The following is a 13,819-nucleotide window of genomic DNA, read 5'->3' as shown; positions in this document are numbered from 1 at the left end:
TGCCCACAGAACCAAGAGGTGACGATATGCCGGTCAAGCACGATTTGCTCGCGGACCTGAAGTTGAACAAAGAGGCGCTGGCGCAACACAGGAGCAAGGACCCCAGGCTCAACCAACTGCTTGATCAATACGACGATATCGACAAGGAAGTGCTGGCGGCCGAGTCGGCCCAGGCGGCGGATGATCCGTTGCGAACGCTGAAGGAACGGCGACTGAAAGTGAAGAACCAGATCGTCGAGCGTCTCCAGGCGCTTTGATCCCTGTGGGGGCTGGATTGCTGACGATAGCAATCCAGCATTTGCCCCCGAATTCCCTGACCCAATCGACAGTTTTGACATTTCATTTCCATATATTTCAATATTTTGTAGGCGCTTGTTACCGCTATATGTAAGGTTGTGGGTGAGGCCAGGGAGTGCCGCACCATCGGAGGACGGTACGCCTGGCCGTTTCCACCGAACACTATAAAAACAGGGAGTTTCAATGTCCGTCTTGTTCCAGCCGCTGCTCCGGCACGCCGTGCCATCCCCGCGTTTTACCCGTCTTGCACTGTCCCTGCTGTTCGGCAGCCTGACACTGCAGACCCATGGCGAAGCCCAGGCCCAAGCGGCCCCTGTCGATGAGTCCGCCCAGGGCGAAGCACTGAGCCCCGATGCAGGACCTGCGGCGAAGCAGGGCGCCTACCTGTCCGACTGGTTCAACCAGGACCTGACCGTGATCGGCAGCAGGGACATCAGTTTCGGGCCTCGTCCGGCCGATGACGTCTACCTGGAATACGAATACTTCGGTCGTAAGGGCCCGTTCGAACTTTACGGCTATGTCGATATCCCGAAGGTCTTCGGCATCGGCAACAGCCATGACCAGGGCGCCTGGGACCACGGCTCGCCGGTGTTCATGGAGCACGAACCGCGCATCTCCATCGACGCCCTCAGCGGCCGCAGCCTGGCGCTCGGCCCGTTCAAGGAATGGTATGTGGCCTTCGACTGGATCTACGATCACGGCAGCCGCACCGCCAACCGCGCCAATACCCTCTACAGCGGCCTGGGTACCGATATCGACACCCATTCGCGGGTCAATCTGTCGGCCAACTTCTACGGGCGCTACCAGTGGGAGAACTACGGCGCGAACAACGAGTATTCGTGGGACGGCTACCGCGTCCAGCTCAAGTACATCGTGCCCATCGACCACTTCGGCAATGGCGCGTCGCTGACCTATATCGGCTTTACCAACTTCGATTTCGGCTCCGACCTGCACAAGACCGATCCGGCGCGTACCGCCAATGCCACGGTGGCGACCAACGTGCTGCTGTATTCCTTTACACATTTGCGTTTTACCCTGGTGGGACGCTATTTCCACAACGGCGGCAACTGGCGCGACGGCAGTCAGCTGAATTTCGGCGACGACGATTTCCGCGCCCGTTCCAACGGCTGGGGTTATTACGCCGGCGTCGGCTACCAATTCTGAAACCCTCGTTAATAGGAGCGTTCATGCGTACTGTGACTCGTCACACCCTTATCGCTGGCCTGCTGCTCGGCAGCCTGGCCGGACAGCTGGCCTGGGCCGCACCGACGGCACCGATCAAGCCCAAGGTCATGTTGATCACCATGTTCGCGCCGGAAGCGCAGACCTGGATCGATCGCCTGGCCCTCAAGCATGAAATCCCGGTACCGGGCCTCAGCGCCGAGTACCCGAACATTCGCTGCAATGACCAGGACACCTGCCTGCTGGTGACCGGCATGGGCCAGGCCAACGCCGCCGCCTCGACCCTGGCCCTGGCGTTGTCGCCGCAGTTCGACCTGCGCCAGTCGTACTTCCTGATTGCCGGCATTGCCGGGATCAACCCCCATCAAGGCACCATCGGCACCGCGGCCTGGGCCCACTACCTGGTGGAGTTCGGCACCCAGTGGGAACTGGACGCGCGGGATGCGCCGAAAGACTGGCCCACCGGCTACATTGGCATCAACACCCGCGGGCCGAACGAGAAGCCGCCGCTGGACTACAAGACCGAAGTCTTCGAACTCAACCCCAAGCTGCAGGCCAAGGCGTTTGCCCTGTCGCATCAGGTGAGCTTGAGCGAGAGCAAGGAATCCGCGGCCTGGCGGGTCAAATACCCTTATGCGCCAGCCAACCAGCCGCCGGTCGTGAGCCGCTGCGACACCCTGGCGGGCAATACCTGGTTCTCCGGGACACGCCTGAGTGAACGGGCCGAGGTCTGGACCCGCTTGCTGACGGACAACAAGGGCGTCTACTGCACCACCCAGCAGGAAGATAACTCCACCTACGAAGCCTTGCTCCGCGCGAGCAAGGCCGGGCGGGTGGATATCAATCGCCTGGCCGTGGTCCGTGCCGGTTCGGATTTCGACCGGCCGTATCCGGGCTACAGCGAAGTCGACAACCTGCTCAAGTATGCCGACCAGGGCGGTTTTGTCCCGGCCCTGGAAAACCTGTACCGCGCGGGTAACCCGTTGGTGCAGGCGATCCTCGGCAACTGGAAAGCCTGGGAGCAGGGCGTTCCCGAGAGCTGAGTGATTCGGTGGGGCGCGCCGCCAGTGCTAAGCTGGGCGCCCCACCGAACGCCCGGAGAACCCCGACCATGCTCAAACCCCTGGCCCTGGCCTTGTTGCTGGCCTGCACCGCGTCGGCGGCACAGGCCGAACTGCTCGCCGATATGCCGTTGACCTACCAGGCCCAGGCCAATGCCGATACCCACGACCAGCCGTTGGTGATTTTCCTGCATGGTTACGGCAGCAACGAAGACGATCTGTTCGGCATCAAGGACGACCTGCCGGCCAACTACACCGTGCTTTCGGTGCGCGGCCGCCTGGAACTGGACCTGGGCGCCTACCAGTGGTTCCACAAGAAGGTCGGGGAGGCCCAGTACGACGGCGACAGCGGCGACCTGTTGCAGAGCGCCGCGGCCATCACCGACTTTGTCACCCGGGTCACGGAGAAATACCACACCCAGCCCGACAAGGTGTTCCTGGTGGGGTTCAGTCAGGGCGCGATGATGACCTATGAGGTCGCGCTGCGGCATCCCGAGGTCCTGCGCGGTATCGCCTCCCTCAGCGGCCGGGTGTTGCCGGCGTTGCGTTCGGAACTCAAGGGCGGGGCGAAGTACTCTGGGTTGAAGGTCTTTATCGGTCACGGCACCGCCGATCCGCAGGTGCCTTATGCCGGGGCGACCGAGGCCCTGGGCGTGCTGAAGGGCCTGTCCATCGAGCCGCAGTTTCACTCCTATCCCGGCGTCGGCCACACCATCAGCGCCACGGAAGTCGAGGATCTGAAAAACTGGATCAGTGCTTCGTTGCAACACTGACCGGCCCGACGTTTTTCCAATTGCACTTGCGCGTTGCACGGGGGTCAGATGTTCGACCTAACCGGGCCACTTGGGAGAAACGATGAGCCAGGATGTCCTCGCGACCGAAACCAACCGCCGCCAGTTGCAGCAGATCATCGCCGGCCTGTCCGAAGGCGTGATCCTGATCGAGGTCGACCAGAGCATTCTCTGGGCCAACGATGCCGCACTGGCCATGCATGGCGTCAGCCAGCTCAGCGAACTGGGCGCCAATGCCGAGCAGTATCAGGAACGCTTCAACCTGCGTTATCGCAACAATCATCCCCTGAGCGCCGACCAATACCCCATCGTCCGGGTCGCCAATGGCGAGACCTTTGACGATGTGGTGGTCGAGATGAGCGTCCAGGCCGATGAGCAGACGCCCCTGTGCGTGCTGCGTATCAGCAGCATGATCCTGACCAATCGCGCCGGCGACCCCGAGTCCCTGGTGCTGATCATCAGCAACGCCACCGACTGGGCCAGTGCCGAACAGCGCTTCGAGAAAGCCTTCAGTGCCAACCCGGCACCGGCGGTGATCTGTCGGCTCAGCGACCTGCGCTACGTCAAGGTCAACCAGGGCTTCCTGGAGATGACCGGCTACAGCCGCGAACAGGTCATCGGTCGCTCGGTCTACGAACTGGATGTGCTCGAAAACGCCGAGCGCCGGGACCTGGCCATCCAGCGCCTGGGGGAGGGCGCCACCATTGCGCAGATGCAGGCGGAGATCAGGCTGGCGGACGGTGGCAGCAAACTGGTGATCGTCGCCGGCCAGCCCCTGGATATCCACGAGGACAACTGCATGCTGTTTTCCTTTATGGACCTGGAGCCGCGACGCAAGATCGAAATCGCCTTGCGCCAGAGCGAGGAGCGTTTTGCCAAGGCCTTTCGCCTGACACCGGTACCGACCCTGCTCTGCAGTGCGGACAACCAGCAACTGATGGACGCCAATGAAGCCTTCCTGAACATCACCGGTTATGCCGCCGAAGAATTGCTTGGGCACAGTGTCCAGGCCGTGGGGTTTATCGAGGATGGGGTGTTGTGCGAACGACTGTTCGTGGCCCTGGAAAAAACCGGCCGCCTGGAGGGCCTGGACCTCCGGATCCGCCAGAAAAACGGTGAGCCCATCGATTGCGTGCTGTCGGCCGACACCGTGCTGATCCAGGATGCGCCCTGTTACCTGCTGGTGCTGACCAATATCACCGAACGCAAACGTTCGGAGCTGGAGCTGGTGACGGCCATCGAAGCGGTGATGCAGGACGCGTCCTGGTTCAGCCAGAAGCTGATCGAAAAGCTCGCCACGGTGAAAAGTGTCAGTGCGCCCAACCTGCCAGGCTTTTCCCTCGCCGACCTGACGCCGCGCGAACGCGATGTGCTGGGCCTGATCTGCGAGGGCCTGGCGGACAAGGAAATCGCCGCACGGCTCGAACTGGCCCTCAATACCGTACGCAATCATGTAGCCACGGTGTACTCCAAGCTCGACGTGCACAGCCGCAGCGAGGCGATTGTCTGGGCGCGCGAACGTGGCTTGTTTGTCACCAGGCGTTGAGGGTGCAAATGCACCAGTGCCACCAGTGCATATACGGGTGTAGAGCTTCCACGATTTTTCTTAGCATGATTGCCTGACGCGCGGGCGGGTCGCCCGCGTGACGAATAACCAGGTACGGGACTCACCGGTGTGCTCTCTCTAATGGAATTACGCAGCTTGCTCGAAAGCGGCTTTGCGCCCCTTGCCTGTGAATGCCTGCTGGGCGAAGCGTCGCTGAGTGTCAGGGTCTATGACCCCGAGAGCGGGCGGGTCGACCTGATGGTCACGGGCATAGCCCTGAACCTGTTGCACCGGCGCGAAGGGGCACTGCGGCTACTTGAGGAACTGCGCGAGGAACTTGAGTCCAATACGCTCAAGGTCGAGCGCGCTTCCGGCGCCCGTTAGCCGAGGTGTTACCGGATACTTTGCTTCACCTCTTTGGCGCGTCCCTGCGCGCTTTTGTAGCAGTCAGCCGTTACGCCACTCCCTCCTGAATGGCCCTGTTTCTGACAAAAGCCTATTCCTATCAAACCCTTGAATGCATTTTCAGGAAGCTGGCACGCGTTATGCTTTTTTGTATTCATGGATAATTGGATACAAAAAGACAAAGGTGCTTCCCATGCAATTCGCTCCCGCTTACGTTGACCGTCAGCCCCGGACCGCCGAGGAGGAGGCCTACACCTTTCTGCTGGAGGCGATCTGTGGCGGTCGTTACCGCAAAGGCGACCGGCTGATCGCCGAGGACATCGCCGGCGAGATCGGCATGAGCCGCATGCCGGTGCGCGAGGCCTTTCGTCGCCTGGACGCCCAGGGCCTGGTGACCCTGCGGCCCAATCGCGGGGCGATTGTCAGCGGCCTGGAGTTCGACGAGCTGCAGGAAGTCTTCGATATGCGCAGTGCCCTCGAAGGCCTGGCGATCCGCGTGGCCGTGCCGAAGATCGGCGAACGCCAGTTGGCGGCCCTGGAACGGATGCTCGACGAGATGGACGACTACCGCGACGAAAGCGCCGAGTGGGTCAGCCGACATCGGGCCTTCCATGAATACCTGTGCAGCCTCAGCGGCCGGCCACGGCTGATGAAGCAGATATCGGCCCTCTATTCACTGATCGAGGCGCCGATGCGCCTGTGGTTGCAACACAGCGAAAAGCCCTTGAGCGCACGCCAGGAACACGCGGTGATCCTCGACGCGATTCGCGCGGGCAATGCCGCGCACGCCGAGGCCGTGGTGCGCCAGCACATCGAGGGCACGGTGCCGGCGCTGATCGATTTTCTGCAAACGAAAAAATAGAACCGGGCTCAAGCCCGGCCGTGTCTTGACTTTGAGAACTGCCCCGTTATCAACGAACAGGAGTGTCTGGTCATGCATAAACCTCGCGTGTTGTTTGCCGCTGTATCCCTGGTGCTGCTGGTGCAGGGGGCGGTCGCCGCGCCCCAGGTGCCGGAGCGTTTGCAGAAGGTCGCAAAACTGACCTATTGCTCGGGCATGGATTCACCCCCGCTGGTGTCGTTCGACGAGGCCCAGAAGCCCAGGGGCCTGACCGTCGACCTGGGTCTGGAAATTGCCAAACGGCTGGATAACAAGACGGTGCAATGGCGGGTCATTCCCTTCTCCGGGCTGCTGCCGGCGCTGCTGGCGCAACAATGCGACATGATCGTCGACCAACTGTTCGACAAGCCCGAACGGCGGGAAGTGATCGACATCGTCAACTACATGTATTCCAGCCAGTCGGTGGTGGTGCCCAAGGGCAATCCCAAGCACATCAAGGCCCTGGACGATCTCTCCGGGCACAAGGTGGCGGTGCTCAACGGCTCGACCATCAAGACCCTGCTTGACGCCGAAAACGACACCCTGGCCAAGGCCGGCAAGACGCCGATGAAGCTGGTGGTCTACAACACCGACACCGATGCCTTCCAGGCCCTGCGTATCAGCCAGGTCGACGCCTACGGCACCACCGTGGAAACCGCCGGTTACTACGCCGCCATGGCCCCCGATCTGTTCGAAGAGGGCGTGCCGGCCTTCAGCCGGATTCTCACTGGCCTGGGGATTCGCAAGGACGATCCGCAACTGGGCAAGGCCGTGCAGCAGATCGTCACTGATATGCGCAGCGACGGCAGCTACGCCCAACTGCTGGGCAAATGGCATGTCGCCAGCGACACACTCGACTGAGGCGGGCGCCCGATGAACTTCAATTGGCAAGTGTTCTGGCAGTACCTGTTGCAGCCCAGCGGGGTCTACCTCACCGGGCTCTGGCTGACCTGCCTGATCAGCGTGCTGGCGATGTCGCTGGGCTGTGTACTCGGGCTGGCCGCGGCGTTGCTGCGGCTGTCACGCAATCCCTTGCTGCACCTGCCGGTACGTTTCTACGTGTGGCTGATGCGCGGCACGCCGTTGCTGGTGCAGATCGTCTTTCTCTACACCGCGCTGGCGGCCGGCGGGATCTTTCGTTTCGAGGACCTGGAACTGTTCGGCCTGGTGATACCGGGCAATATCCAGGCGGCGATCATCGCCCTGGGCCTGAACGAAGGCGCCTATATGGCTGAGATCATCCGCGCCGGGATCGGTGCGGTGGACAAGGGCCAGTACGAGGCCGGACGTTCGCTGGGCATGACCTTCGGCAAACTGATGCGGCGTATCGTCCTGCCCCAGGCCTTCCGGGTGATCGTGCCGGCGCTGGGCAACGAGTTCAACGTGATGCTCAAGAACACCACGCTGGTCAGTGTGATCGGGGTGCAGGAGTTGTTGCTGAGTACACAGATGGTGACCTCGGCGACCTTCCGGGTGTTCGAACTGTACCTGGTGGTGGCGATCTATTTCCTGTTGCTCACTACACTGTGGGGCTTCTTCCAGCGCTGGCTCGAAGCACGCTTCGGTCAGTCGGACCGGCCGTCGTCACCGCCGCCGGCCTCCAGCCGAATGTTTGGTCGCAGTGCCTTTAAACTGCTGAGGGGGCGTTGAACATGGCGCACAAGAGCGAAGAACTGATCATCGAAGCGCTGGACATTCAAAAGTCCTTTGGCGACTTGCAGATCCTCAAGGGCATTTCCCTGCAGGTACGCCGCGGTGAAGTAGTGGTGCTGATCGGCGCCTCGGGCTCGGGCAAGACCACCTTCATCCGCTGCATCAACCTGCTGGAAGATATCCAGGGTGGGCGTATTCGCGTCAACGGCCGGGCCATGGGTTACCGCGAGCGTGCCGACGGCAGCCTGGTGCGTGACTCCGAACGCAATATCGCCCGTCAGCGCCGGGATATCGGCATGGTCTTCCAGCGTTTCAACCTGTTCCCCCATATGACCGCCCTGGAAAATATCATCGAGGCACCGATCCAGGTGCTCGGCATGTCGCGGGCCGAGGCGCTGGAGCAGGCGCGGGCCTTGCTCGCCCGGGTCGGCCTGGCGGACAAGGCGGGGCATTACCCCTCGATGCTTTCCGGCGGTCAGCAGCAGCGGGTGGCGATCGCCCGGGCCCTGGCGATGAAGCCCCAGGCCATGCTGTTCGACGAGCCCACCAGCGCCCTCGACCCGGAAACCGTCGGCGAGGTGTTGCAGGTGATGAAGCAGTTGGCCGAGGAGGGCATGACCATGGTGGTGGTGACCCACGAAATGGGCTTTGCCCGGGAAGTCGCCGACCGCGTGGTGGTCCTCGACCAGGGGGAACTGATCGAGCAGGGGCCACCGGAGCAGATTTTCAGTCGGCCCGCGCATCCGCGTACCCAAGCTTTTCTCAGCCGTGTGTTGTGAAATCAACCCTTGTTTGGAAGAACTTTTGCCATGTTGAAATTTTCTGTCCACGAATATCCTTATCCGTCGCAACGCCAGAGCGTGTTTGCCCGCCGTGGCATGGTGGCGGCCTCGCAACCCCTGGCCGCGGAAGCCGGCATCGAGATCATGCGCAAGGGCGGCAATGCGATTGACGCTGCCATCGCCACGGCGGCGGCGCTGACGGTGGTCGAGCCCACCGGCTGCGGCCTCGGTGGCGATGCCTTCGCGCTGGTCTGGTGCAAGGGCAAACTGCACGGCCTCAACGGCAACGGCCAGGCCCCGGCGGCCCTGAGCATCGAGGCGGTCAAGGCGGCGGGGCATACACAAATGCCGCTGTATGGTTGGACCCCGGTAACCGTACCGGGCTGCCCGTCGGCCTGGGCCGAATTGTCGAAACGCTTTGGCAAGTTGCCCTTTGCCGAGCTGCTGCAGCCGGCCATCAGCCTGGCCCGGGAGGGTTTTCCCGTGTCGCCGGTCATCGCCTACAAATGGCAGCAGGCATTGGTGGAATTCAGCCCCCATCGCGACGCCGTGCTCGAGCCCTGGTTCGAGACGTTCCTGATCGAGGGCCGCGCCCCCCGGGCCGGCGAGCTGTTCCGCAATCCGGCCCAGGCCCGGACCCTTGAAGAACTGGCCGCCACGGCGTGCGAAAGCCTGTATCGCGGTGAACTGGCCGCGCGCCTGGATGCCCATTCCCGTGCCACCGGCGGTTACCTGCGCGGCAGCGACCTGCAGGGTTATCGCGCGCAGTGGGTCGAGCCGATCCATATCAACTACCGCGGTTATGACGTCTGGGAAATCCCGCCCAGCGGCCAGGGGCTGGTGGCGCTGATGGCGTTGAAAATCCTTGAAGGCTTCAGCTTTGACCATCGCGACAGCCAGCAGACCTGGCATCGCCAGCTGGAGGCCATGAAGCTGGCCTACAGCGACGGCCTGCACTACATCACCGACCCCTTGCATATGCGGGTAGCGGTGGCGGACCTGCTCAGCGACGACTACAGCGCCCGCCGCCGCGGGCAGATCGGCGAGCAGGCGCTGCCGCCCAAGCCTGGCGATCCCCATGCCAGCGGCACGGTGTACCTGGCCAGCGCCGATGCCGAAGGCAATATGGTTTCGTTTATCCAGAGCAACTATCACGGCTTCGGTTCCGGCGTGGTGCTGCCCGACAGCGGCATCGCCTTGCAGAACCGTGGGCAGGAATTCAGCCTCGACCCGAGCCATGCCAACTGCCTGGTGCCCGGCAAGAAGACCTATCACACGATCATCCCCGGCTTTCTCAGCCAGGGCAGCGAACCCCTCGGGCCGTTCGGTGTGATGGGCGGCTATATGCAGCCCCAGGGCCACGTGCAGATGGTGATGAACCTGGTGGACTTCGCTCTCAACCCCCAGGCCGCCCTGGATGCACCGCGCTGGCAATGGCTGGGGGAGATGAAGGTGGGTATCGAGCAGGGCGCTTCACGGGACCTGGCGATGGGGCTGGCGCGGCGCGGCCATCAGGTGCAAATCACCTGTGACCTCACCGAATATGGACGTGGCCAGATCATTCTGCGCGACCCGCTCAGTGGTGTGCTGTGCGGCGGTACCGAACCGCGTACCGATTCCCATATCGCCGTGTGGTAACTCAAGCAGTTGCAGGCAAATAGCTGAGGCCGCCACCGAAGTGGCGGCCGTGCCTTAACCGCGCAACGCCGGCAGCAGCTCGGAAGGGTCCGGACGCAGCGTGTAGTCTGGATTCACTTCGGCGTAGAGCAGGATACCGTCCTGGCTGATCACGAAACGCCCCGGCATCGGCAGGCTCCAGCTCGGGTCGTCGTTGAAGGTCGGCAGGTCGTTGCCGAAGCCTTTGTACAGCTCGACCAGATAGTCCGGCAGCTCGAAGCGCAGGCCGAAGGCCGCGGCGACCGCACCGCGGGTATCACTGAGGATCGGAAAGCTCAGGTTGTTCTGGCGTACCGATTTGCGGCTGTTGGCTTTGATCTGTGGCGAGATCGCCACCAGGTTGGCGCCGAGTTCGCGGTAGGCGGGCAGGGCTTCCTCAAGGGCCTGCAGCTCCATATTGCAGTAAGGGCACCACACGCCACGATAGAAACTCACTACCAACGGCCCCTTGGACAAGAGTTCCGTGGAGGAAACCGGATGGCCGTCGGGATCGTCGAGGGTGAAGGCCGGGGCTTTGTCGCCGACTTTCAGGGCGCGCTCGGCCAGGCCGCTGGCGATCAGTTCGTCGGTGGCGCGTTTCATCACCGCGTGAACCGCTGGCGGTGCGTTGTAGGGTGGTTTTCCGCTGACGAAGTCGGCTTTGAAGGCGTCGAGTTTTGCTTGAAGAGTCATGGTCGTTTCCTGATGAGTGGATCGTTAATCACCCGGTCATGCTCACAGCCCGGCCGTGGGGCCGGTAGAGAGGGCCACGGCATAGTTCCTATTCTTGCCGGGAATACCGGATAATCACTTCCGGCGTGCGGCCATCCGGTCGTTGTGCACCAGACCTCGCGGAGTCTTGAATGGCCTTGCCGGATTCGTCGCTACACACTGAAACCAAGGTTCGTTCCAGAGCCCACGCATTATTCGTTCTCTGTCTTGTGGTGATCCTCACCGGTATTGGCGCCGGCCTCGGCGGCACGCTGTTGGCGATGCTGTTGCACGCGATCCAGCACCTGGCCTACGGCTATGGCCAGGACAGCCTCACCAGCCATGAAAGTTTCCTGATCGGCGTGAGCAGCGCCTCGACGTCGCGACGGATCCTGGCCCTGGCGCTCTGCGGTCTGGTGGCGGGCCTGGGCTGGTGGGCGATCTATCGATTCGGCAGCCCGCTGGTCGGTATCAAGAAAGCCGTGGCGCCCGACGGACCGGCAATGCCGCCCAAAACCACGGTGTGCCATGCGCTGTTGCAGATCATCACCGTGGCCCTGGGCTCACCGCTGGGCCGTGAAGTCGCGCCCCGGGAGGTCGGCGCACTGGTCGGTGCCTGGTTATCGCGCAAGGCGCAGTTGCCCCCCGAGACCCACCGGCTGCTGATTGCCTGCGGGGCAGGGGCCGGGTTGGCGGCGGTCTATAACGTGCCGTTGGGGGGCGCGGTATTTGTCCTGGAAGGGTTGCTGGCGGTGTTCAGTTGGCCGGCGGCGATCATGGCCCTGGCGACTTCGGCGATTGGCGCCGCCGTGGCCTGGGTCGGACTGGGCGCGCAGGTGCAATACGTGGTGCCGAGCCTGGCGCTGACACCCGGGCTGCTCGCCTGGTCGATGCTGGCCGGGCCGCTGTTCGGGCTCGCCGCTTATGGTTTTGTGCAACTGACCGGTCGCGCCCGGATCCAGGCTGCCCGCGGCTGGCGCTTGCCGGTGTTGTCCTTGATCAACTTCACCCTGATCGGCTGCGTGGCGGTCTATCTGCCCCAGGTGCTGGGTAACGGCAAGGGGCCGGCGCAGTTGGGCTTTGACAGCGAACTGACGTTGGGGCTGGCGGCCGCGCTGTTGGTGGCCAAGGTGCTGGTGACCAGCGCCAGCTTGCGGGCCGGGGCCGAAGGCGGGCTGCTGACGCCCGCCCTGGCGATTGGCGCGCTGATGGCGATTCTGCTGGGGGGATTATGGAGCCTGGCGTTTCCAGGCGTCGCCCTGGGGGCCTTCGCCATTGTCGGTGCGGCGGCGTTCCTCGCGGCGTCCATGAGCATGCCGATCACGGCCATTGTGCTGGTGGCGGAGTTCACCCGGATCGATCACGACTTCCTGGTGCCGATCATTCTCGCGGTGGTGGGCTCGGTGTGCATGAGTCGCCTGTGCGAAGTGATCGGTCGTCCGGCACGCTGACGCTTGCCACCGGCCGCAAGCCGCTAGCGAGGATCCTGCTGGCTCTCTTGGCCTTGGCCAAACCATCCGGATCGCCATTCAACAGGCCTTGCAGCGCACCGGCACACAGCCGCGATTGGAAGTCATCGCGCCCGGCGAATTGCTGATGCAGCAGCTCGACGCCTTGCAGCGCCATGGCCAGGATCGCCTCGATACCGCCCGGACCCTGGATCGAACTGATCATCACATGCCGCAAGGCCTTCTTGTACTGGCTCTGGGTGTGGATCGCGGTGATATCGACGCCGCTATCGGCAAAGACTTTCTCCAGCAGCCCGCGCACGGCGTCGTCCTGGAGAAAGGGTTCGCCACAGTCATCCTCGAACACCAGGCCCTTGGCAGTGAGTGTGACCCCCGTGCTGTGCTCGGTCATTCTGGCTCCTTGTAAATCACGGTAGATTTGCAGTTTGCAACCAGCCGTCGGATCAGACAAATGAAAAGCGCTCGAAAAAGTGCTACTCGTCATGACTGTTCAACAGGTTCAGACAACGCTGCAACACCTCCGAGACGTCGCCCGCCCGGTAGCTGAGCACGATGGGCGAGGTGATGCTGCTGTCCTGCAACGAGGTGTAACCAATGTCATCCCGGTGCAAGCGCTGAACCGAGGCCGGTACCAGGGCAATGCCGACCCCGGCGGCCACCAGGCCGATGGTGGTCTGCAGTTCGTTGGCCATCTGCGCCACGTGGATACTCAGGCCATGCCCGGCGAACACCCCCAGGACATGGTCGGCATAGCTGGGGCGCGGGCTGGCGGGATAGAGGATAAAGGGTTCCGCGGCCAACTCCTCCAAACTGACCGGTCGCCCGAGCAGCGGATGCCCGGCCGGCAAGGCTGCGACCAGGGGATCCTGGCGGAGGACTTTCTGGACGATGGCCGGGTCATCGAACAGCATCCGCCCAAAGCCGATATCGATCCGCCCGCTTTTCAGCGCCTCCAGTTGTTGCAGGGTGATCAGCTCCGACAGGCCCAGCTCGATATCGCCAAAACTGCGCAGGCGGCGGATCAGGTCGGGCAGGGCACCGTAGAGGGTCGAAGGCGCAAAGCCGATACCCAACCAGCGCTTGCGGCCGGCGGCCACGCGCCGGGTATCGTCACAAACCCGCTCAAGCTGTTCGAGCAGCTGGCTGGAATGTTCCTGGAAAAAACGCCCGGCCTCGGTCAGGCGCAAGGGCCGCGAACGCTCCAGCAGCGCCACCCCCAATTCATCTTCCAGTTGCTGGATCTGCCGGCTCAGGGGCGGTTGGGCAATGTTCAACAACTCGGCCGCACGGGTGAAGTTCAAGGTCTGGGCGAGCACCTTGAAATAACGCAAATGACGAAGCTCCACGATACCTCCTGGGTATGAAGCGAGACTTATTCAATATTGG

15 protein-coding genes are annotated in these 13,819 nt (G+C 62.8%); 12 read left to right on the top strand and 3 right to left on the bottom strand.

Going from position 1 to position 13,819, the window contains the following annotated elements; genetic code table 11:
- The first annotated feature begins 26 nt into the window (after positions 1 to 26).
- The 11 genes from HX830_RS03895 (at position 27) to HX830_RS03845 (ending at position 10,235) form a co-directional block, all read left to right on the top strand.
- Positions 27 to 257, top strand: a complete 231-nt coding sequence (locus tag HX830_RS03895; RefSeq protein ID WP_103497472.1) for a hypothetical protein — start codon at positions 27 to 29, stop codon at positions 255 to 257.
- A 223-nt stretch (positions 258 to 480) separates the two neighbouring features.
- Entirely contained in the window at positions 481 to 1,461 is a 981-nt protein-coding gene (locus tag HX830_RS03890) for a nucleoside-specific channel-forming protein Tsx (protein WP_177099024.1), read from the top strand.
- Between the two features lie 23 nt (positions 1,462 to 1,484).
- A complete protein-coding gene (locus tag HX830_RS03885; RefSeq protein WP_177099023.1) occupies positions 1,485 to 2,522 on the top strand; it encodes a purine-nucleoside phosphorylase in 1,038 nt (345 codons plus the stop codon).
- A 68-nt stretch (positions 2,523 to 2,590) separates the two neighbouring features.
- Positions 2,591 to 3,313 carry an alpha/beta hydrolase gene (locus HX830_RS03880; RefSeq protein WP_177099022.1) on the top strand — a complete coding sequence of 241 codons (723 nt, stop codon included), beginning with the start codon at positions 2,591 to 2,593 and terminating at the stop codon, positions 3,311 to 3,313.
- An 82-nt stretch (positions 3,314 to 3,395) separates the two neighbouring features.
- A complete protein-coding gene (locus HX830_RS03875) occupies positions 3,396 to 4,877 on the top strand; it encodes a helix-turn-helix transcriptional regulator (RefSeq protein WP_152739160.1) in 1,482 nt (493 codons plus the stop codon).
- Positions 4,878 to 5,018: 141 nt separating this feature from the next.
- Positions 5,019 to 5,261 (top strand): DUF1652 domain-containing protein, encoded by a 243-nt coding sequence (locus tag HX830_RS03870; RefSeq protein WP_103497467.1) that lies wholly within the window; start codon positions 5,019 to 5,021, stop codon positions 5,259 to 5,261.
- A 214-nt stretch (positions 5,262 to 5,475) separates the two neighbouring features.
- Positions 5,476 to 6,144 carry a GntR family transcriptional regulator gene (locus HX830_RS03865; RefSeq protein WP_103497466.1) on the top strand — a complete coding sequence of 223 codons (669 nt, stop codon included), beginning with the start codon at positions 5,476 to 5,478 and terminating at the stop codon, positions 6,142 to 6,144.
- A 72-nt stretch (positions 6,145 to 6,216) separates the two neighbouring features.
- Positions 6,217 to 7,023 (top strand): ABC transporter substrate-binding protein, encoded by an 807-nt coding sequence (locus tag HX830_RS03860; RefSeq protein WP_103497465.1) that lies wholly within the window; start codon positions 6,217 to 6,219, stop codon positions 7,021 to 7,023.
- A gap of 12 nt (positions 7,024 to 7,035) precedes the next feature.
- The gene (locus HX830_RS03855) at positions 7,036 to 7,812 is read left to right on the top strand and encodes an amino acid ABC transporter permease (RefSeq protein WP_152739157.1); all 777 of its coding nucleotides are present in this window, start codon (positions 7,036 to 7,038) and stop codon (positions 7,810 to 7,812) included.
- 2 nt (positions 7,813 to 7,814) lie between these two features.
- A complete protein-coding gene (locus tag HX830_RS03850; protein WP_152739156.1) occupies positions 7,815 to 8,594 on the top strand; it encodes an amino acid ABC transporter ATP-binding protein in 780 nt (259 codons plus the stop codon).
- Between the two features lie 30 nt (positions 8,595 to 8,624).
- Entirely contained in the window at positions 8,625 to 10,235 is a 1,611-nt protein-coding gene (locus HX830_RS03845; RefSeq protein ID WP_177099021.1) for a gamma-glutamyltransferase family protein, read from the top strand.
- Between the two features lie 54 nt (positions 10,236 to 10,289).
- Here HX830_RS03845 and HX830_RS03840 read toward each other — a convergent pair whose 3' ends face one another.
- The gene (locus HX830_RS03840; RefSeq protein WP_152739150.1) at positions 10,290 to 10,946 is read right to left on the bottom strand and encodes a peroxiredoxin-like family protein; all 657 of its coding nucleotides are present in this window, start codon (positions 10,944 to 10,946) and stop codon (positions 10,290 to 10,292) included.
- A gap of 170 nt (positions 10,947 to 11,116) precedes the next feature.
- On the opposite strand from HX830_RS03840, the gene HX830_RS03835 reads away from it, so the two are divergent.
- The gene (locus HX830_RS03835) at positions 11,117 to 12,415 is read left to right on the top strand and encodes a chloride channel protein (protein WP_152739147.1); all 1,299 of its coding nucleotides are present in this window, start codon (positions 11,117 to 11,119) and stop codon (positions 12,413 to 12,415) included.
- On the opposite strand, the gene HX830_RS03830 is transcribed toward HX830_RS03835, so the two are convergent.
- Entirely contained in the window at positions 12,345 to 12,824 is a 480-nt protein-coding gene (locus HX830_RS03830) for a hypothetical protein (RefSeq protein WP_152739144.1), read from the bottom strand. The genes HX830_RS03835 and HX830_RS03830 overlap by 71 nt on opposite strands.
- Before the next feature lie 82 nt (positions 12,825 to 12,906).
- Positions 12,907 to 13,779 carry a LysR substrate-binding domain-containing protein gene (locus HX830_RS03825; RefSeq protein ID WP_177099020.1) on the bottom strand — a complete coding sequence of 291 codons (873 nt, stop codon included), beginning with the start codon at positions 13,777 to 13,779 and terminating at the stop codon, positions 12,907 to 12,909.
- Between the last annotated feature and the right edge of the window lie 40 nt (positions 13,780 to 13,819).

The sequence above is a fragment of the Pseudomonas gingeri genome (assembly GCF_013385425.1).
Taxonomy (GTDB): domain Bacteria; phylum Pseudomonadota; class Gammaproteobacteria; order Pseudomonadales; family Pseudomonadaceae; genus Aquipseudomonas; species Aquipseudomonas gingeri_D.
This window is presented reverse-complemented; position numbering and strand designations above follow the sequence as displayed.